This is a genomic window from Comamonas sp. GW821-FHT11H03 (genome assembly GCF_058807955.1).
Map to the genome: position 1 here is coordinate 45,189 of NZ_JBXARF010000008.1, position 20,498 is coordinate 65,686.

11 protein-coding genes and 1 riboswitch are annotated in these 20,498 nt (G+C 63.9%); of the genes, 5 read left to right on the forward strand and 6 right to left on the reverse strand.

Annotated elements, in window-relative coordinates:
* Positions 1-48 precede the first annotated feature (48 nt).
* A complete protein-coding gene (locus AC1RTQ_RS17555; RefSeq protein WP_492877601.1) occupies positions 49-5,802 on the forward strand; it encodes an MBG domain-containing protein in 5,754 nt (1,917 codons plus the stop codon).
* Positions 5,803-6,045: 243 nt separating this feature from the next.
* Here AC1RTQ_RS17555 and thiC read toward each other — a convergent pair whose 3' ends face one another.
* A complete protein-coding gene (thiC, locus tag AC1RTQ_RS17560) occupies positions 6,046-7,989 on the reverse strand; it encodes a phosphomethylpyrimidine synthase ThiC (protein ID WP_302089698.1) in 1,944 nt (647 codons plus the stop codon).
* A gap of 258 nt (positions 7,990-8,247) precedes the next feature.
* A riboswitch (TPP riboswitch) is annotated at positions 8,248-8,365 on the reverse strand.
* A gap of 81 nt (positions 8,366-8,446) precedes the next feature.
* The gene (locus AC1RTQ_RS17565; protein WP_492877603.1) at positions 8,447-9,106 is read right to left on the reverse strand and encodes a nitroreductase; all 660 of its coding nucleotides are present in this window, start codon (positions 9,104-9,106) and stop codon (positions 8,447-8,449) included.
* 184 nt (positions 9,107-9,290) lie between these two features.
* On the opposite strand from AC1RTQ_RS17565, the gene AC1RTQ_RS17570 reads away from it, so the two are divergent.
* Entirely contained in the window at positions 9,291-10,511 is a 1,221-nt protein-coding gene (locus AC1RTQ_RS17570) for an ABC transporter substrate-binding protein (RefSeq protein ID WP_492877605.1), read from the forward strand.
* Between the two features lie 137 nt (positions 10,512-10,648).
* Here the strand turns inward: AC1RTQ_RS17570 and AC1RTQ_RS17575 are convergent, their stop codons facing one another.
* The 3 genes from AC1RTQ_RS17575 to AC1RTQ_RS17585 form a co-directional block, all read right to left on the reverse strand.
* Positions 10,649-11,308: a nitroreductase gene (locus tag AC1RTQ_RS17575; protein WP_492877917.1), complete on the reverse strand. Its 660-nt coding sequence runs from the start codon at positions 11,306-11,308 to the stop codon at positions 10,649-10,651.
* Between the two features lie 167 nt (positions 11,309-11,475).
* Complete coding sequence (gene cysE, locus AC1RTQ_RS17580; RefSeq protein WP_302089695.1) at positions 11,476-12,312, reverse strand: serine O-acetyltransferase; 837 nt, start codon at positions 12,310-12,312, stop codon at positions 11,476-11,478.
* 37 nt (positions 12,313-12,349) lie between these two features.
* Positions 12,350-13,150, reverse strand: a complete 801-nt coding sequence (locus AC1RTQ_RS17585) for an RNA methyltransferase (protein ID WP_492877607.1) — start codon at positions 13,148-13,150, stop codon at positions 12,350-12,352.
* A gap of 257 nt (positions 13,151-13,407) precedes the next feature.
* On the opposite strand from AC1RTQ_RS17585, the gene AC1RTQ_RS17590 reads away from it, so the two are divergent.
* The 3 genes from AC1RTQ_RS17590 to mutS all read left to right on the forward strand — a co-directional run bounded on the left by AC1RTQ_RS17590 (position 13,408) and on the right by mutS (position 18,380).
* Positions 13,408-14,328: an inositol monophosphatase family protein gene (locus tag AC1RTQ_RS17590; RefSeq protein WP_302089693.1), complete on the forward strand. Its 921-nt coding sequence runs from the start codon at positions 13,408-13,410 to the stop codon at positions 14,326-14,328.
* 203 nt (positions 14,329-14,531) lie between these two features.
* Positions 14,532-15,605: a sterol desaturase family protein gene (locus AC1RTQ_RS17595; protein WP_492877609.1), complete on the forward strand. Its 1,074-nt coding sequence runs from the start codon at positions 14,532-14,534 to the stop codon at positions 15,603-15,605.
* A 156-nt stretch (positions 15,606-15,761) separates the two neighbouring features.
* A complete protein-coding gene (gene mutS / locus AC1RTQ_RS17600) occupies positions 15,762-18,380 on the forward strand; it encodes a DNA mismatch repair protein MutS (protein WP_492877611.1) in 2,619 nt (872 codons plus the stop codon).
* Positions 18,381-18,465: 85 nt separating this feature from the next.
* Here mutS and AC1RTQ_RS17605 read toward each other — a convergent pair whose 3' ends face one another.
* A complete protein-coding gene (locus AC1RTQ_RS17605; protein ID WP_492877613.1) occupies positions 18,466-20,391 on the reverse strand; it encodes a methyl-accepting chemotaxis protein in 1,926 nt (641 codons plus the stop codon).
* Positions 20,392-20,498 lie beyond the last annotated feature (107 nt).

Below are 20,498 nucleotides of genomic sequence, written 5' to 3' on the forward strand. Positions count from 1 at the left end.
ATAGGTGCGCACAGCGTTTTTAAACCCATTTTTTTGCAGGTGCATCGCATGAACCACTACTACCGCCTTGTACGCAGCGCCGACGGCACGCGCTATATGCCCGCCCCCGAAACCGCCAAGAGCCAGGGCAAGGCCGTGGCCTCGGTCAGCGTGCTGCTGGGCCTGGTGGCGGCAGGGGGCAATGCCTGGGCCCAGGCGCCACCGGCCAATGCATTGCCTACCGGCGGCCAGGTCGCGGCTGGCCAGGCCGGCATCGGCCAAAACGGCAAGCAGATGACCATCAACCAGGGCAGCGACCGTGCCGTCATTAACTGGCAGGGCTTTGACATTGGCAGCCAGGCTGCCGTGCGCTTTAACCAGCCCGGCACCAGCTCCGTGGCCCTGAACCGCGTGGTGGCAGGCGATGCCAGCCAGATTCACGGCCAGCTCAGCGCCAATGGCCAGCTCTGGGTGCTCAACCCCAACGGCGTGGTCTTTGGTGCCGGCAGCCGGGTGGATGTGGGCGGCCTGGTGGCCAGCACCATGCACAGCAGCGACGCCGACTTCATGGCCGGCAAGGCCGTGTTCCAACGCAACGGCAGCACAGGTAGCGTCCTCAATCAAGGGGAGATCACCGCCCATGGCGATGGCGGCCAGGGCGGCCTGGTGGCCCTGCTGGCCCCCACCGTGAAAAACGAGGGCATCATCCGCGCCCAGCTGGGCAGCGTGGTGCTGGCCGCGGGCGATCGCATCACGCTCAGCACCGGCGTGGGCGGCAGGCTGCAGGTGGCGCCAGACCCGGCCACCGTGAAGACGCTGATCGAGAACAAGCAACTCATCGTGGCCGATGGCGGCCAGGTGCTGATGACCAGCCGCGCCGCCGATGCGCTGTCGGCCGGCGTGGTCTCCAACAGCGGCACCGTGCAGGCCCGCACCCTGGCCCACCAGGAAGGCCGCATTGTGTTGCTGGCCGATATGCAGCACGGCAGCACCCAAGTGGCAGGCCTGCTGGACGCCAGCGCCCCCGATGGCGGCAATGGTGGCTTTGTGGACACCAGCGCAGCCCGGGTGCAGATCCAGGCCGGCACCCGCGTGACCACACAGGCCGCCAGTGGCAAAACCGGGCAGTGGCTGATTGACCCCACGGACTTCACCATCAGCGCCGGCGCAGCTACCCAGACAGACAGCGGTATTGGCGCAGACACCCTGGTTGCCAACCTGGCCAGCACCGATGTCACACTGCAAACCGTGGCCGCCGGCAGCGACAAGGGCAGCATCCATGTGAATGCCGATGTGCGCTACGACGCCAACCAGCTCACGCTCAATGCTCACCACGACATCAACATCAACGCCACCATGGATGTGGGCGGCACGGGCAGCCTGGCGCTGAACCATGGCAACACCCTGGGCAACGCCGCGACTGCTCCGGCAGCAGACAGCCAGCTGAGCATCAATGGCCGGGTGAACTTTGCGCAAGCCGGTGCGGGCCTGCTCAGCATCAACGGCCATGGCTATACCGTGATCAACGATGTGGACGCCCTGCAGGCCATGCGCATCAATCTGAGCGGCAAATACGCCCTGGGTGCCGACATCGACGCCAGCGCCACAGCCGGCTGGAACTGGAACTGGGATGTCAGTGTCAACAACGGCTTTGTGCCCATTGGCAGCAACCGCGACAACACCGACGCCACGCGCTTTACCGGCAGCTTCGATGGCCTGGGCCACAGCATCCGCAATCTGACGGTCAATGTGACCCAGGCACAGGGCTTCGCTGGCTCCAGCAACGCGGGCCTGTTTGGTGCTACCGGCAGTGCTGCGCGCATTGCCCATGTGGGCCTGGACAATGCCAGCATCAAGGCGTCGGGGGGGAACACCAACTACGCGGGCGCGCTGGTGGGGTGGAACAGCGGCGCCATCCTCCAAAGCTATGCCACGGGCAGCGCCACGGCAGAGGGGGGGGACTGGGGGAACTACGCGGGCGCGCTGGTGGGGGCGAACATTGACGGCAGCATCAGCCAAAGCTATGCCACGGGCAGCGCCACGGCAGAGGGGCAAAGCAACAGCACCAACTTCGCGGGCGCGCTGGTGGGGGCGAACATTGACGGCAGCATCAGCCAAAGCTATGCCACGGGCAGCGCCACGGCAGTGGGGGCGGGAGGCTACAGCAAAAACTCCGCGGGCGCGCTGGTGGGGGAGAACCTCGACGGCAACATCAGCCAAAGCTATGCCACGGGCAGCGCCACCGCATCGGGAGGGAGCTACGACAACTCCGCAGGCGCGCTGGTGGGGACGAACGTCTACGGCAACATCAGCCAAAGCTATGCCACGGGCAGCGCCACGGCATCAGGCGGAAGCGACAACTCCGCGGGCGCGCTGGTGGGGATGAACAACGGCAGCATCAGCCAAAGCTACTGGAACAAAGACCTGGCCACCAGTGCGGTGGGCGACGGCAGCGCCGCTGGTGCGACGGGGTTGACCACGGAGCAAATGTTCGACGCCAGCCACTTTGCGGGTTTTGCATGGGGCACGGTCTGGGGCAATGCAGGCAACCAAAGCACGCCCTATCTGCTGGGGATGGCAGGCAATCAGGTATTTATCAAGACCGATGTGCCCAGCAGCGTCAGCCATGCCAGCCGCCCGCCGCTGTACACCGCCATTCAGGATGTGCAGCAATTGCAGGCCATGCAAAACGATCTGGCAGGCCGCTATGCACTGGTCAACCATATCGATACCAGCGCCACCGCCGGCTGGAACTGGGATGCCGGCATCTACAACGGCTTTGTGCCCATTGGCAGCAACAGCGACAACACCGACGCCACACGCTTTACCGGCAGCTTCGATGGCCTGGGCCACAGCATCCGCGATCTGACGGTCAATGCGCGGTACCCCAACTTTGGCTACGACAGCACCAGCTATGCGGGCCTGTTTGGCACTACCGGCAGCGCTGCACGCATTGCCCATGTGGGCCTGGAGAATGCCCGCATCAAGGCATCGGGGAGCTGGAGCTACGCGGGCTACGCGGGCGCGTTGGTGGGGTGGAACAACGGCGCTATCCTCCAAAGCTATGCCACGGGCAGTGCCACGGCAGAGTGGGGAGTCGACAACTACGCGGGCGCGCTGGTGGGGTGGAACCAAGGCGCTATCCTCCAAAGCTATGCCACGGGCAGCGCCACGGCAGAGGGGGGAATCAACAACTACGCGGGCGCGCTGGTGGGGGTAAACGACGGCGGCAACATCAGCCAAAGCTATGCCACGGGCAGCGCCACGGCATTGGGGGGCATCGGCGACTACTCGGGCGCGCTGGTGGGGATGAACGGCTACGACAGCATCAGCCAAAGCTACTGGAATAAAGACCTTGCCACCAGTGCGGTGGGCGGCGGCAGCCCCGCTGGTGCGACGGGGCTGACCACGGAGCAAATGTTCGATGCCAGCCACTTTGCGGGTTTTGCATGGGGCACGGTCTGGGGCAATGCAGGCAACCAAAGCACGCCTTATCTGCTGGGGATGGCAGGCAATCAGGTGTTTATCAAGACCGATGTGCCCAGCAGCGTCAGCCATGCCAGCCGCCCGCAGCTGTACACCGCCATTCAGGATGTGCAGCAATTGCAGGCCATGCAAAACGATCTGGCAGGCCGCTATGCACTGGTCAACCATATCGATGCCAGCGCCACCGCCGGCTGGAACCTGAATGCCGGCATCTACAACGGCTTTGTGCCCATTGGCAGCAACAGCGACAACACCGACGCCACGCGCTTTACCGGCAGCTTCGATGGCCTGGGCCACAGCATCCGCGATCTGACGGTCAATGTGACTCAGCCGCAGTACCCCGGCAGCTCTGGCTACAGCGCCGGCTACGCGGGCCTGTTTGGGTATACCGGCAGCGCTGCACGCATTGCCCATGTGGGTCTGGACAATGCCAGCATCAAGGCGTCGGGGGGGAGCACCAACTCCGTGGGCGCGTTGGTGGGGTGGAACAAAGGCGCTATCGAGCAAAGCTATGCCACGGGCAGCGCCACGGCAGAGGGGGAAGGCGACAGCACCAACTTCGCGGGCGCGCTGGTAGGGGTAAACGACTTCAGCAGCAGCATCAGCCAAAGCTATGCCACGGGCAGCGCCACGACAGACGGGGGGGGCGACAACTCCGCGGGTGCGCTGGTGGGGTGGAACAGCGGCAGCATCCGCCAAAGCTATGCCACGGGCAGCGCCACGGCATCGGGGGGGAGCTACAACAACTCCGCAGGCGCGCTGGTGGGGGTGAACATCAACGGCAACATCAGCCAAAGCTACTGGAGCACGGACCGCAATCCCGGGCACCCAGGGGTGGGAAATGACAGCGGTTTAGATGCCGAATCCCAGGGGCTCACGGATGCCGCGTTCCAAAAAGCCAGCAGCTTTGCGGCCTGGGGCAGCGATATTGATGACCAGGGCGGCACGGGCGCAGCCTGGCGCATTTACGAAGGTCACAGCACGCCGTTGCTGCGCACGTTTTTAAAGCAGGTCACGGTGGACGTGGGAGCATTAGCGAGCAAGACCTACGATGGCACCACAGGCAGCGGCGTAATCGGCGGCTCGGATTACAGCATTGCACCAGGTGTTGTTCTAGGCGGTGCAGGCAGCGACCTCAGCTACCAAAGCAACAATAAGAACGCCGGCAACTACAGCACCAAAGATGGCGGACTCTTGGTAAGTGGGCTGTATTCAAACCAACAAGGCTACGACATCAGCTACCAAGGCAGCTTAGAAATCACCAAAGCCCCACTGACCGTCACCGCCGATGCGGCCAGCAAGGTCTATGGTGATGCCGATGACCTGAAGTACACCAGCAGCGGCCTGATCCACGGCGACCGCCTGGGCGGCAGCCTGGGCCGTGCTGCGGGTGAAAACGTGGGCAGCTATGCCATTAACCAGGGCAGCCTGGCCCACAGCAACTACAGCATCAGCTTCACGGGCGAGCAGCTGCAGATCACGCCCAAGGCCCTGAGCGTCACCGCCGATGCGGCCAGCAAGGTCTATGGCGATGTCGATGACCTGAAGTACACCAGCAGCGGCCTGATCCACGGCGACCGCCTGGGTGGCAGCCTGGGCCGTGCTGCGGGTGAAAACGTGGGCAGCTATGCCATCAACCAGGGGAGCCTGGCCCACAGCAACTACAGCATCAGCTTCACGGGCAACCAGCTGCAGATCACACCCAAGGCCCTGAGCGTCACCGCCGATGCGGCCAGCAAGGTCTATGGCGATGCCGATGACCTGAAGTACACCAGCAGTGGCTTGATCCACGGCGACCGCCTGGGCGGAAGCCTGGGCCGTGCTGCGGGTGAAAACGTGGGCAGCTATGCCATCCACCAGGGCAGCCTGGCCCACAGCAACTACAGCATCAGCTTCACGGGCGACCAGCTGCAGATCACGCCCAGGGCACTGACGATTACTGCCGGCAATGCACAGAAAACGGCAGGTCAGAGCCTGGTGTTTCAGGGCCATGAGTTCACGACCCAAGGCTTGGTGGGTGCAGAGCAGATTCAGAGCGTGCAGTTGGACAGCGCAGGGGCCACGGCCAGCGCTGCTGCCGGCAGCTACGCCATCGTGGCCAGCCATCTGCGCGCAGGCGCGGGCTTTGATGCACGCAACTACGACATTCGCTATGTGGATGGGCAGCTGCAAGTGCAGGCGCAGGCACAGGCACAGCGCACCGCCCTGGGCGTGGGCGATCTCTGGCGCCTCTACAGCCCGCACCTGATGCAGCAGCCAGGCCCACAAGCCCCTCCGGCACAAAAGAAACCGCTGCTGACCATAGAGCCGGAGCACATTCAGATGGTGGCCATATAAGGTCTGACTGCCCAGCCAGAGCCGCCCTGTAGCCCCGATTCACCCCGGTGCTGTATGGCGGCTCTGCGTCAGGAAGCAGCCATTGGGGGACTTATTCCCGAACTTCTGCTTGGGTCGACAGCAGCCCTCCGACATTCAACTTCACTGTTTCCAAAATATGAAAGCGCAGGCTTTGCCCGCGCTTTCATATTAATAGCTGTCAGCGCTTGATGGTCAAGCGCTACAGCCCTGTTTTATCCGTGATCAACGTGCCGTGGTGTCGGTCGATGCATTGACGATGGGAATGTAAAAATCGCCGCCCGCCTGATTGAACTCCGCCGCCTTGGCCTGCATGCCCACGGCAATGCTGTTTTCGGCGCTCACGCCTTGCTGCTTGGCAAAGTCGCGCACTTCCTGGGTGATCTTCATGGAGCAGAACTTGGGTCCGCACATGGAGCAGAAATGAGCCACCTTGGCGCTGTCCTTGGGCAGGGTTTCGTCGTGGTAGGCCTGGGCCGTGTCGGGGTCCAGGCCCAGGTTGAACTGGTCCTGCCAGCGGAAGTCGAAACGCGCCTGGGAAAGCGCATCGTCGCGCGAGCGCGCGCCCGGGTGACCCTTGGCGACGTCGGCGGCATGGGCCGCAATCTTGTAGGCGATGATGCCCTGCTTGACGTCGTCGCGGTCGGGCAGGCCCAGATGCTCCTTGGGCGTGACATAGCACAGCATGGCGGTGCCGAACCAGCCGATCATGGCCGCGCCGATGGCCGAAGCGATATGGTCGTAGCCGGGGGCGATGTCGATGGTCAGCGGGCCCAGGGTATAGAACGGAGCCTCGTGGCAGTGCTTGAGCTGCTCGGTCATGTTGGCCTGGATCATGTGCATGGGCACATGGCCAGGGCCTTCGATCATGGTCTGCACATCGTGCTTCCAGGCGATCTGCGTCAGCTCGCCCAGCGTGGCCAGTTCGGCAAACTGGGCTTCGTCATTGGCATCCGATGCGCAGCCGGGACGCAGGCCGTCGCCCAGCGAGAAGCTCACGTCATACTGCTTCATGATGTCGCAGATGTCCTCGAAATGCTCGTAGAGGAAGCTCTCGCGGTGGTGAGCCATGCACCACTTGGCCATGATGGAGCCGCCGCGCGAGACGATGCCGGTGCGGCGCTGCGCCGTGAGGTGGATATAGGCCAGGCGCACGCCGGCGTGGATGGTGAAGTAGTCCACGCCCTGCTCGGCCTGCTCGACCAGCGTGTCGCGGAAGATCTCCCAGGTCAGGTCCTCGGCAATGCCGCCGACCTTCTCCAGCGCCTGATAGATGGGAACGGTGCCGATGGGCACAGGCGAGTTGCGCACGATCCAGTCGCGCGTGGTGTGGATGTTCTTGCCGGTGGAAAGATCCATGACATTGTCCGCGCCCCAGCGAATGGCCCAGACCAGCTTTTCCACCTCTTCCTCGATGCTGGAGGTCACGGCCGAGTTGCCGATATTGGCGTTGATCTTGACCTTGAAATTGCGGCCGATGGCCATGGGCTCGATTTCAGGGTGGTTGATATTGGCCGGAATGATGGCACGGCCGCGCGCCACCTCATCGCGCACGAATTCGGGCGTGATGATCTTCGGGATCGCTGCGCCCAGGCCGTTGCCGGCCAGGCGCAGCTCGCGCGCCGCGTCCTGCTGGTACTGCGCCATCCATTCACGGCGACCGTTTTCGCGCAGCGCCACATACTCCATCTCGGGCGTGATGATGCCGCGCTTGGCATAGTGCATCTGGGTCACGTTCTGGCCTGATTTGGCACGGCGCGGCTGGCGTTGCAGCGCGGCCGCCTCGGCGCGCAGCTGGGCCACGCGCGCATCCTCCTCGCCGCGCTTGCCACCGTCGTCCAGCGCCACACGCAGGCGACCCACATAGAACTCGCTGTCGCCGCGCTCTTCGATCCAGCCTGCGCGCAGACTGGGCAGGCCCTGGCGCACGTCGATCTGCACGGCGGGGTCGGTGTAGGGACCGGAGGTGTCGTAGACGCTGACCTGCTCGCCATTGGTGAGCGCAATATCGCGCACCGGCACCCGCAGCTGAGGGTGCAGCGCGCCGCTCAGATAGCTCTTGGTCGATGCGGGAAACGGCTGGCGCGACTGGGCCAGCAGCTCGGCAAAACGGGCGGCGTCGGGGGCATGACCTGCAGCAGGCGTAAAAATGGAATCAGGGGCGTTCATCGCAGTCTCCTCAAAGCGGTTGAAATGCATCAAACGCTCCGTGGAGTGCGGCCCTGCTCTGATCTTGCCCCGCACTGGCCCGGTCCCGAATGGGTGTCCGGCCTATGCCGCTGAGTTCTGCAACTTCAGCCTTGACCTGCACGCACCGGGCTGCCCAGAAAAGACAAAACCCCAGTGCGCGAGGCGCCTGGGGTTTGCTGTGCCTGTGGCTTTCAGGGTTGGCACTGGTGCCCGTTGTCCTGTCAATCCACCGGCCCTGCGTCAGGGTCCCGCTCTTCTTCCGCCGGTATGAACCGGATCAAGTTCGTCGGGTTCGCCTGCACTGTTTTCACAGTGACTGGCATCTCAGCGCTTTCGCACACCCCGGAGCTGCACGCAGTATAGGCTGGTTTTGCCACCATTTGCGCACCATTGAAGCTGTTTAACTATCCTGACCCTCAAGCGCCTAATCCGCCCTTCAATCCAGCCCCTGCAGCACCAGCCATTCATGGCTGTCGGCACGGCTTGCGCGCCACTGGTTGATGGGCGCGCTGGCATCTTCGTAGCCCAGGGCAATGCCAAAGGCAATCTGGTAGCCCTGCGGCAACGCCAGCTGCTCGATCAGCATGTCGTTGTACATGCGCCAAAAGCCCTGGGCACAGGTGGCCAGACCTTTTTCCACGGCCAGCAGCATGAAAGACTGCAGATAGATGCCCAGATCCACCCATTGCGCATAACCCATGCGCTCTTCCACCGCCACAAAAATGCCCACGGGCGCACCGAACATCTGGCCGTTCTTGGCCAGCTGGGCCAGTCGTGCGGCCTTGTCCTCGCGGCCGATATTGAGTGAGCGATACAGATCCTCGCCGTTTTCAAAACGGCGGCTGCGATAGGGCTCCCACAGTCCGGGCGGATAGGACAGGCCGGGGCGCGACACGGCCTCGCTCTGTCCGGCCTTGGCACACAAATCCTTGAGCGCCTGGCCACCCACGGCGCTCACACGCCAGGGCTGTATATTGCCGCCGGACGCGGCCCGCGCAGCGGTCTCCAGCAAGTCCCGCACGGTGGCTGCGGCCACGGTCTGGGGCAGAAAAGCGCGTACCGAGCGGCGCTGCTGCAACGCTTGACGAATATCCATCAGTTGTTCTTTCCAAATTTGCTGCACTGCAGTGTAGAAGCTTGCGGCATTTTCCCGAGTCGCGCCGGATACCTTGCGCGAGCCGCCCCGGTGCTTGCCCTGATGGCGCGGCTTGCGCCAGCTGCGACCATGCTGGCTGCCCGTCGCCGTGACCGGGTACCCACCATCTCAGGAGATGACTCTGATGAAGCCTCGCTCTGTTTGCCCCGCTACCGCTTTCTCCCCCAGAACATTGACGCTGGCATTGGGCTGCCTGCTGGCCGCTGCAGGCGCTCAGGCGCAGGACAAGATTCGCATCGGCTTCATCACCGATATGTCGGGCCTGTACTCCGATGTGGACGGCAAGGGGGGCGCTCTGGCCGTGCAGATGGCCGTGGACGACTTCGGCGGCAAGCTGCTGGGCAAGCCCATCGAGGTGCTGACGGCCGACCACCAGAACAAGGCCGATATCGCGGCCAGCAAGGCGCGCGAGTGGTTCGACACCCAGGGCATGAGCATGCTGATCGGCGGCACCACTTCCAGCGCCGGCCTGGCCATGGGCAAGGTGGCCGACGAGAAGAAAAAGGTCTACATCATCAACGGCGCGGGCACCTCGGCACTGACCAACGAGCAGTGCAGTCCCTATTTTGTGCACTATGCCTACGACACCGTGGCACTGGCCAAGGGCACGGGCAAGGCCGTGGTGGAGCTGGGCGGCAAGAACTGGTTCTTTCTGACGGCCGACTATGCCTTTGGTCAGGCCCTGGAGGCCGACACCACCCGCGTCATCAATGCCTCCGGCGGCAAGGTGCTGGGCAATGTCAAGCACCCACTGAACACGGCTGACTTCTCCTCCTTTTTGCTGCAGGCCCAGAACTCCAAGGCCCAGATCCTGGGTCTGGCCAACGCCGGTGGCGACACCATCAATGCCATCAAGTCGGCTCGCGAGTTCGGCCTGACCAAGACCATGAAGCTGGCCGGCCTGCTGCTGTTCAGCTCCGACATCCACAGCCTGGGCCTCAAGGCCACGGAAGGCCTGATGTTCACCGACAGCTGGCATTGGGACCTGAATCCCGAAAGCCGCAAGTTCTCGGATCGTTTCTTTGCCAAGTTCAAGAAGATGCCTACCTCGCTGCAGGCCGCCAACTACTCGGCCGCCATGCAGTATCTGAAGCTGGCCGAGAAGCTGGGCACGACGGATGCCGACAAGATCATGGCCGGCTTCAAGGCCACGCCGCTGTCGGACTTCTATGCCAAGGGCGTGGTTCGCCCCGATGGCCGCTATGCCCACGACATGTATCTGCTGCAGGTCAAGGCGCCGGCCGAATCGAAGAAGGCCTGGGATTACTTCAAGGTGCTCAAGACCCTGCCCGGCGACCAGGTCTTCACCACCAAGGAAGAGAGCAAATGCGCTCTGTGGAAATAGGCAGCCGCCGTTGAAGAAGTAGCCGGGCTGCCTGCATGGCGCCCGGCCTCATGCCTTGCGCTTCGTCGTCGGCCCCGCCTTCTTGCCATGCAAGAAGAAGCGTCAAGCGACTGCCCACACCGGAATCAAGGCATGGCTCATTCGAACCCGCGCATCTCGCACCAGTCCCCCAGCTCGGCCCGGCTGGAGCGCCACTGGTTGACGGGTGCCGCGCTGTCCTCATAGCCCAGTGCCATGCCAAAGGCGATCTGGTAGCCCTGCGGCAGCGCCAGATGCCGGCTCACAAAATCGCTGTAACTGCGCCAGAAGCCCTGAGCGCAGGTGGCCAGCCCCTTTTCGGTCGCCAGCAGCATCAGCGATTGCAGATAGATTCCCAGATCCACCCACTGCGCATGCAGCATGCGGCTGTCGACGGCGATGAATACGCCCACCGGCGCGCCAAACATATGGGTATTGCGGGCTAGCTGCTGCTGCCGCCCACTCCGATCCTCACGCCCTATGCCCAGGGAGCGATAGAGATCCTCGCCATTGTCAAAGCGGCGGCTGCGATAGGGCTCCCAGAGCTGCGCCGGATAGACCAGGGCCGCATCGGAGTCGGGTGTCGCCGCAGGCATGGCCTGGCGCAAGGCTTGAAGGCTGTCCCCCGTCAGCGCTATCACGCGCCAGGGCTGGAGGTTGCCGCCGGAAGCCGCCTGTCCGGCCTGCGCCAGCAAATCCCTGACCAGCACCGCATCCACCGTCCTTGGCAAAAAAGCACGCACCGAATGGCGCTGCTGCATGGCCTGTTCCACATTCATCATTGCTTGCCTCGGGTTAGAGTTGGTAGGCAGTCTCGGCCGGACGGGCAGGGCTTTCGCCCCTCAAATCGACTACGGGCAAGCACCATGAAAAAAGCCAGCAACAGGCGCTGGCTTTCACGATCAAGACAGAAGCATCAATCGCTTTACAGGAAAGCGCTTGAGGCCTATTTCCCTAGAATCTGATCGATCTTGTCCTTCTGGAAGGCCTCTGGGCGCTCGGACTCGCAGGGCATGCAGTCCTTGACATGGCCCTGAATCGAGAGCTTCTCGATGGCGGCCCACAGCTGCGCGATCTGCTTTTCGTGACCGGCAGCGCCTTCGGACAGCGAACGCATGGCCTGGGCCACGGGGTCGACTTCGGCCGTCACGCCATAGGCGGTGAAGCCGCTCTTGCCGCAATCCTCATCGACCACGACAGCCGCTTGCGCCTTGGCCTCGACCTTGGGAGCCAGCTCATGCTCGGTCACATCGGCGCTCTGCCCGGTCTTGCTGGGAATGATGCGCGCCGGAATGCCGACGGCCGTGGCACCTGCAGGCACGGGCTTGATGACCACGGCATTGCTGCCGATCTTGGCGCCATCGCCCACCTCGAAGCCGCCCAGCACCTTGGCGCCTGCACTGACCACCACGTTCTTGCCCAGGGTCGGATGGCGCTTGGCGCCCTTGTACAGCGAGGTTCCGCCCAGGGTCACACCGTGATAGATGGTGCAGCCATCGCCCACCACGGCGGTTTCGCCGATCACGACACCCATGCCGTGATCGATGAAGACCTCGCGACCGATGACGGCGCCGGGGTGGATTTCAATGCCGGTGAACCAGCGCCCCATGTGCGAGATGAAGCGGCCCAGCCATTTGAAGCCATGCGTCCAGCACCAGTGCGCAGGGCGCTGCAGCCAGATGGCGTGCAGCCCCGGATAACAGGTGATGACCTCCCAGGTGCTGCGGGCCGCAGGGTCGCGGTCAAGAATGCACTGGATGTCGGAGCGCAGGCGATCAAGCATCAAATAACAACGTGAGGAAGTGTTTAGCTTGTGAAGTCTAGCGGGTTGGTGGCTGGCTCTGCAGCATGGCTTTGGCAACACCGCGAAGAATATGGATTTCTTCCTGGGTCAGCTGCGCACGGTTGAAAAGCTGGTTAAGCCTGGGCATGAGCTTCTTGGGCGCTGCCGGGTCCAGAAAGCCGATATGGGCCAGTGCCTGCTCCCAGTGGCCCAGCATGCCCTGCACCTGGGCCATGTCGGCGCGATGCGCCTCGGGCGTGTGCTCCACCAAGGGAAAACCGCCCAGCGCCACGCGCCAGTCATAGGCAACGACCTGAATGGCCGAACCAAGATTGAGCGAGCCGAACTGCGGATTGGACGGAATCGACAGCGCCACATCGCAGCGGTAGACATCGTCGTTGCTCATGCCAAAGCGTTCGCAACCGAACAGAAAGGCCACGCCCTTCTGGTTGCAGACAGCATCGGGCGTGGGCTGGTTATCGGTCAGACCGGTGTCCTCCGAGGGTACAGAGCGTGCATCAAGCTCTCCTTTCAGGAGCAACTCGAAATGCTCGCGCGGAGTGCGTGTGGGCGGGCCGAAGTCGCGTGGCGTCATCGCCGTCGCGCACATATGGCTGATGCCGTCCAGGGCTTGCTCCAGGGTGTCGACCACGCGAGCCTTGTCCAGCACATCCAATGCTCCGCTGGCACGCTGAATGGTCTCTTCCTTGCGCAGCACGTTGCTGTAGCGCGGGCGCACCAGCACCAGGTCGTCGAAGCCCATGGTCTTGAGCGCTCGGGCGGCCGCGCCCACATTGCCGGCATGGCTGGTTTCAATCAGTACGAATCGGGTTTTCATCAACACAGAACAATGCAAAAGGCCCCACTTGCAGCCTTGATAAGACGGCAGACTACGCCACCTGCTCTCTCTCGCATTCGCAAGAGCTGCCAAGAAGACCCTTGGGTCGCCGGGACGAACAAGCAAAAAAAGCGCAGCCTGGGTAGAATTGCGCCCATTGTCGCCGCCCCGCATCGCCGGTCGCGGCTTTTACGTTCTTACCCGCGTAGTTCAGCCCAGTTTTGCTCCGGGCTGCATCGCCAACGCACTCACAATTTATGTCGAACTCCCTGCACCCCATGCTCAACGTGGCCATCAAGGCTGCTCGCGCCGCTGGCGCCCTCATCAACCGTGCCGCACTGGATGTGGAATCGGTGCGCGTTGCGCAAAAGCAGGTAAACGACTTTGTGACCGAGGTAGACCAGGCCGCCGAGCGCGTCATCATTGAGACGCTGCTCAACGCCTACCCCCAGCACTCTATCCTGGCCGAAGAGTCGGGCAACGAACATGGCGCCAAGAACTCCGACCATGTCTGGATCATCGACCCCCTGGACGGCACCACCAACTTCATCCACGGCTTCCCCGTGTACTGCGTCAGCATCGCCCTAGCCTACAAGGGCAAGATCGAGCACGCCGTGGTCTATGACCCCAGCCGCAACGACCTGTTCACGGCTACCAAGGGCCGCGGTGCCTACCTGAACGAGCGCCGCATCCGCGTCTCCAAGCGCACCCAGCTGCGTGACTGCCTGATCTCCACCGGCTTCCCCTTCCGCCGTGGCGACAACTTCAAGCAATACATGCTGATGCTGGGCGAAGTCATGCAGCGCACGGCCGGCGTGCGTCGCCCCGGCTCTGCCGCGCTGGATCTGGCCTATGTGGCTGCCGGCTTTGCCGATGGTTTCTTTGAGTCCGGCCTGTCCATCTGGGACGTGGCTGCCGGTTCGCTGCTGGTCAGCGAAGCCGGTGGTCTGGTCGGCAACTTCACGGGCGAAGCCGACTTCCTGGAGCAAAAGGAAATTCTGGCCGCAGCGCCCCGCATCTATGGCGCACTGATCCCCGTGATCGGCAAGTTCAGCAAGTTCGCCACTGCCGGTGAAAAGGCTGCCGTGCGCCAGGCAGTGAAGTCTGACGAATTCGAAGTTCCCGCCGAAGAAGGTGCCGAGGCGGTGGCCGAAGAAGGTCAGAAGAGCGCAGAATAAAAAGGCGGTCGCCCCACGACTGCGCAAAGGGCCTGGTCCGGTGGACCGGGCCCTTTTTTATGCCGTCAGGCCGAGTCCAGGCAGTCCACACTCCTTGGGGGCGCGTCCACCAGCAGTAGACAAGTGTTGAAGGCGTAGGTCTCTCCACAGAATCCACAAACTCCCGGTCCAGAATCTGCCCGACGATAAATGGGCACAACAATATGATGGACTTCTTCAGCCAGCACTGGACGCTGGCCATTGACTGGGTATCCGTGCATGCGGTGACTCCCGTGGTCAACGCACTCCATATTGCCGAGGCAGCGGGCGATCCGCGCGAGATTGCCGCCGGCATCCTGATCGCGCTGCTGCAACTGTTCCTCATTGGTGGCGTGATGCGGCCACTGGAGAGCCTGATCCCCGCCGAACGCTGGGCCGACCGCCGCCACACGTCGGTGGATCGCAACTACACCCTGCTGATGCTGCTGGGCCTGTTTCCGCTGTTCAGCTTTTTGATCCTCATGCCAGTCGCCCATATGCTGGGCGGCGGCCCGTCCACCTCGGAAGCCAGCGGCCTCAAGGCCTGGCTGCCCTGGTTTGAAGACCACCCCTATGTATTGTTTGCCGTGTACTACGTGGTCTACGACCTCACGTATTACTGGATGCACCGCGCCCAGCACGTCATTCCCTGGTGGTGGGCCATGCACAGCATGCACCACAGCCAGCGCCAGATGAGCTGCTGGAGCAACGACCGCAGCAACTATCTGGACGGCATGCTGCAAAGCTTTGTGCTGGCCAGCGTAGGTCTGGCCATGGGGGTGGAGCCGTCGGAGTTCGCCATGCTGGGTCTGCTCAGCGAGCTGGTGCAGAACTTCTCCCATGCCAACGTAGCGCTGCGTCTGGGCTGGCTGGGCAAAATGGGCGAGCGCCTGCTGGTCGGCCCACGCTTTCACCGCAACCACCATATGCTGCGCGATGCCGAGCGCCCCGAGCGCCACAATTGCAACTTCGGCCAGGTTCTGCCCTGGTGGGATCAGTTGTTCGGCACCGCCCTCTATCACGACGAGGAGCTGCGCCCCACGGGCGTGAGTGACCCCGAGGTCGATGCCGACAACGAGCGCGGCCTGATCGCCATGCAGTGGTTCACCTTGAAGCGCTTCTGGGGAGCCTTCAGTTGCCGCGCGGGCTGGAGGTTGGGAGATGTGTCCTTCGGCCCGGGCTACCGCCCCATTCATGACGACGATCAAGGCTCCGGCTCTCAATCCGGGCAGGGCGTGCAGACCGCCTCTGCCAAATAGCCCAAAAAAGCAGCCATGCCCCCTGCTATTGGGCATCACGGATAATGCAGCATTCGGCGCCCGCCCAGCACCGGCGCGGCGCCCCCTGTATTGCATACCGCTGAAGCGATGACCCAGAAAAGCACAGAATCCCCGTCGCTGCCCTACTCCCCAGACATGACTGACCTCTCGGCGCATACGCCGATGATGCAGCAGTACTTCAAGCTCAAAGCCGACTACCCCGACACGCTGGTGTTCTACCGCATGGGTGACTTTTACGAGCTGTTCTTTGGCGATGCCGAAAAAGTCACGCGCCTGCTGGACATCACGCTGACCTCGCGCGGTCAGACAGCCGGCCAGCCCATTCCCATGGCGGGCGTGCCTTTCCACGCCCTGGAAAACTATCTGGGCCGCCTGATCAAGATGGGCGAGTCGGTGGCGATCTGCGAGCAGGTCGGAGAGATCGGCGTGGGCAAGGGTCCGGTGGAGCGCAAGGTCGTGCGTGTGGTCACGCCCGGCACGCTGACGGACAGCGAACTGCTGTCCGACAAGAGCGAAGCCATTCTGGTGGCCGTGCACACCGCCGGTCGCCAACGCGTGGGCCTGGCCTGGATGGCCGTGACCCAGGGCCGTATCCATATGGCCGAATGCGCGGCCGATGAACTCGGTGCCTGGCTGTCGCGCATTGCGCCCAGCGAGGTGATCTACAGCGCAGGCGTGACCGAGCGTTTCGAGCAGGCTTTGTTTGCCGTCAAGCACAGCAGCGCCATCAGCTGCCCTCTGTCACCCCGCCCCGACTGGCAGTTTGACTCGGGTCTGGGCGAGCGCAAGCTGCTGGAGCTGCTGGGCGCGGCCAGCCTCAAGGCCTGGGAGGCCGAAGACCTGCCGCTGGCCCATGGAGCCAGCGCCGCCCTGCTGTCCTATGCCGAGCATACCCAGGGCCGCAACCTGACCCATATCCACGCCATCCAGGTGCAGCGCGACGACGAACTGATTGCGCTGCCGCTGGCCACGCGCCGCAATCTGGAGCTGGTCAAGACGCTGCGCGGCGAAGATTCGCCCACGCTGTTCTCTTTGCTCGACAGCTGCATGACCGGCATGGGCAGCCGCTTGCTCAAGACCTGGCTGCTGGAGCCCGAGCGCAATCGCAAGGCAGCCATGCAACGCCTGGAAGCGATTGGCGTGCTGCGCGGCACAGGTGCTGGCATGGCTCCCTGGCAGGCCCTGCGTGCCGAGCTCAAGGGCGTGAGCGATGTGGAGCGCATCACCGCCCGCATCGCCCTGCGCCAGGTGCGCCCGCGCGAGCTGGTGGGCCTGTCCAAAACGCTGGAAAAAGCGAAGCTGCTGGCGCAGTCCGGACAGACTCCATCCGCCTATCTGACGCAGATCTTCAGCGACCTGATGCCACCCGAAGGCTGCGCCGAGCTGCTGGCGCGTGCTATTCATGAAGAGCCCGCAGCCCTGGTGCGTGACGGCGGCGTGATCGCCACGGGCTTTGATGCCGAACTCGATGAGCTGCGCGCCATTCAGAACAACTGCGACGAGTTTCTGCTGGAGCTGGAGGCCAAGGAAAAGCTGCTCACCGGCATTCCCAACCTGCGCGTGCAGTTCAACAAGGTGCATGGCTTCTATATCGAGGTCACCAACAGCTACAAGGACGCGGTGCCCGAGCGTTTTCGCCGCCGCCAGACCCTCAAGAACGCCGAGCGCTACATCACGCCCGAACTCAAGGCCTTCGAGGACAAGGCCTTGTCGGCCCAGGAGCGAGCGCTGCAGCGCGAGAAGTTCCTGTTCGAGCAGATGCTCGACCAGCTTCAGCCCCATGTGCCCCAGCTCACGCGCGTGGCCCAGGCCATTGCCGCACTGGACGTTCTGTGCACGCTGGCCGAGCGCTCTCTGACACTGAACTGGGCCGAGCCGCAGTTCGTCAGCCAGCCCTGCATAGAGATCGAGGCCGGCCGCCACCCCGTGGTGGAAGCACGCATGGCCGAGACCTCCAGCGGCAGCTTCATCGCCAACCACACGCGCATGAATCTCAACACGCGCATGCAGATCATTACCGGCCCGAACATGGGCGGTAAATCGACCTATATGCGCCAGGTGGCCTTGATCGTGCTGCTGGCCAGCATGGGCAGCTATGTGCCCGCCAGCGCTTGCCGCCTGGGGCCCATCGATGCCATCCACACGCGCATCGGCGCCGCCGACGACCTGGCCAATGCCCAGTCCACCTTCATGATGGAGATGACCGAGGCCGCGCAGATTCTGCATTCGGCCACGCCCCACTCCCTGGTGCTGATGGACGAGATCGGTCGCGGCACCAGCACCTTCGACGGACTGGCCCTGGCCAGCGGCATTGCCAGCCAGCTGCATGACAAGACCAAGGCGTTCACGCTGTTTGCCACGCACTACTTCGAGCTGACCGAGCTGCCTGCCAAGGCCAAGGCCGCCGTCAACGTGCATGTCAGCGCCGCAGAGTCGGGCAGCGACATCGTGTTTCTGCACGAGATCCAGGCCGGCCCCGCCAGCCGCAGCTACGGCATCCAGGTCGCCAAGCTGGCCGGCATGCCCGCAGGCGTTCTCAACCATGCGCGCCATGCGCTGGAAGCCCTCGAATCCCAGGCCGGCGAGAACGAGCTGCAGGTCAATCTGTTCGATGCACCGGAGCTTGTGGAGGCAAGCGCCGCCCTCAGCCCGCTGGAGCAGGCCATGGCCGACGTCAACCCCGATGCGCTGAGCCCGCGCGAAGCGCTGGAAGTGCTCTACCAGCTCAAGAAACTGAGTACCAGCGCCACCTGAGAGCGTGTCTGCGCTCTAAGCCTTGCGCACTCACGCCCGGGCCTGATCTCTTCAGGCCCGGCTTGCGTTCAGGCCCGGCTTGCGCTCAGGCCTCCAGCAGTTGCCTCTGGCGCTCCTGCACGGGCGGGCGACTCTGGGGCCTGTCACCCAGCTTGAAGGCAGACACCTCGCCCATCAGACGTGCGGCCTGCTCGCGCAGGCTGACCGCCGCAGCGGCCGACTGCTCGACCAGGGCGGAGTTCTGCTGCGTGGCATCGTCCAGCCCGGCCACGGACTGATTGATCTCGGCGATGCCGCGTCCCTGGGTCTGCGAAGCATTGCTGATCTCCTCGATGATCCGCGTCACCCTGGCCACGGCGTCCAGCAGCTCCTGCATGGTGGCGCCCGCATGCTCCACCTGCTGCGATCCGCTGCCCACCTGGGTCACGGAGTCCGTGATGAGCAGGCGCACTTCCTTGGCAGCTTCGGCCGAGCGCTGAGCCAGGCTGCGCACCTCGGCCGCCACCACGGAAAAGCCCCGGCCCTGCTCGCCGGCACGCGCGGCCTCCACGGCTGCGTTCAGCGCCAGGATATTGGTCTGGAAGGCGATGGAGTCGATCACTGCGATGATGTCGGCAATCTTGCGCGACGCGTGGTTGATGCCCTCCATGGTCATCACCACCTGCTGGAAGGCCGCACCGCCACGCTCGGCCACGCCGCGCGCCGACTGCGCCAGCTCGCCCGCGCTGCGCGTGGCCTCGGTATTGGACTGCACGCTGTCCGTGAGCACCGACAGCGATGCCGCCGTTTGCTGCAAGGCACTGGCCGCCTGCTCGGTGCGCTGGCTCAGGTCCTGGTTGCCCTGGGCCACCTCGGAGCTGGCCACGGAAATCGAATCAGCGGCCTGGCGTACCGCCCCCACCATGCGCTCCAGCGACGAGACAAAGCGGTTGAAGGCCGAGGCCAGCGCACCCACCTCGTCATTGCTCTCCACCGGCATGCGACGGCTCAGGTCGCCATGACCGTCGGCAATCTCCTCCAGCATGCGCGCCGCGCGACCCACGGGCGCCGCAATCGCCCTGCTCACCAGCCAGATCACCAGCAGGCCGATGCCGCCGCCCACCAGGCCGGCCACGGCCGAGGTCAGCGCAATGGTGCGCCGCACGCCGCCCAGCACCTGGGCCTCGGGCAGCTCTGCAATCACATACAGGTCCAGCTCGGGCACATAGGAGGAAGCGATCAGTTGGCGCCCCGAGGGCGCCTCGAACATGGCATGGGCAAAGCGCTCGCGGTTCAGCAGCGCCGCGCTGAGATCGGCGCTGAAGCCGGGCCGGTCCTTGAGCCAGTGCTTGCCGTCCACCAGCGCCGGGTCGCGGTGCACGAGAATGCTGCCGTTGCCGCGCACCAGGGACACCGAGCCCGACTCGCCCACCTGGTAGGCGCGCACGGCCTGGGCCAGCTCATCCACCGACAGGCCCAGGCCCGCAATGCCGCGCCTGCCCTGGCCCGCATCGAAGCGGACATTGATGAACAGCATATAGGCGTTGGAGCGGACGTCCTTGTCGATCTCCAGCACCTGCGACTTGTCGCCGGCCAGCAGGTCGTAGAACCATTGGTCACCCTGGCCCTTGAGCGCGAGCTTGCGCACCGGCCCCTGCTCGCCGAAATACTGGCCCGTGGTGCCCGACACCCAGAACACCGATGAGGCCCCGGCCTGCTGCTTGACGGCCTGGGCGTATCTGGCCCAAGCCGCATTGCCGTCCTCGGGCTCGCCTGCGGCTTCCCAGTCCAGCACAAAGCTGTTGCCGGCCACTGATCTGGCCATGGCCAGCGGCGTGCCGATCTGGCGCAGTATGTCGTTGCGGATCTCCCCCACCACGGCCGGAAGCTCCTGCCCCACCACACGCTCGCGCAGGCTGGCACCCGTCAGCACAAAACCCAGCGCCGTGGAAATCGCCACGAACAGCAGCAGGCAGGCCAGCATGCTGGACATGAGCTTGGTGCGTATCGACAGGTTGCGGAATGCGTGCATGGGAGTCCCTCTTCTAGCCAGCTGTAAGCAAGTGTTCCATCAAGGGGCGGCATCTTCTCACGCATCCTGGGCGTGCAGCTCAGGGACTTCCTCAGCCAGGCCCCGCA

Excerpts from the sequence above, each read along its gene's own strand:
- thiC (WP_302089698.1), bottom strand. The coding sequence starts at position 7,989 with ATGAACGCCCCTGATTCCATTTTTACGCCTGCTGCAGGTCATGCCCCC.
- AC1RTQ_RS17590 (WP_302089693.1), top strand. The coding sequence starts at position 13,408 with ATGTCGAACTCCCTGCACCCCATGCTCAACGTGGCCATCAAGGCTGCT.
- AC1RTQ_RS17585 (WP_492877607.1), bottom strand. The coding sequence starts at position 13,150 with ATGAAAACCCGATTCGTACTGATTGAAACCAGCCATGCCGGCAATGTG.
- AC1RTQ_RS17605 (WP_492877613.1), bottom strand. The coding sequence starts at position 20,391 with ATGCACGCATTCCGCAACCTGTCGATACGCACCAAGCTCATGTCCAGC.
- AC1RTQ_RS17575 (WP_492877917.1), bottom strand. The coding sequence starts at position 11,308 with ATGAATGTGGAACAGGCCATGCAGCAGCGCCATTCGGTGCGTGCTTTT.
- AC1RTQ_RS17570 (WP_492877605.1), top strand. The coding sequence starts at position 9,291 with ATGAAGCCTCGCTCTGTTTGCCCCGCTACCGCTTTCTCCCCCAGAACA.
- AC1RTQ_RS17555 (WP_492877601.1), top strand. The coding sequence starts at position 49 with ATGAACCACTACTACCGCCTTGTACGCAGCGCCGACGGCACGCGCTAT.
- mutS (WP_492877611.1), top strand. The coding sequence starts at position 15,762 with ATGACTGACCTCTCGGCGCATACGCCGATGATGCAGCAGTACTTCAAG.
- AC1RTQ_RS17565 (WP_492877603.1), bottom strand. The coding sequence starts at position 9,106 with ATGGATATTCGTCAAGCGTTGCAGCAGCGCCGCTCGGTACGCGCTTTT.
- AC1RTQ_RS17595 (WP_492877609.1), top strand. The coding sequence starts at position 14,532 with ATGATGGACTTCTTCAGCCAGCACTGGACGCTGGCCATTGACTGGGTA.
- cysE (WP_302089695.1), bottom strand. The coding sequence starts at position 12,312 with ATGCTTGATCGCCTGCGCTCCGACATCCAGTGCATTCTTGACCGCGAC.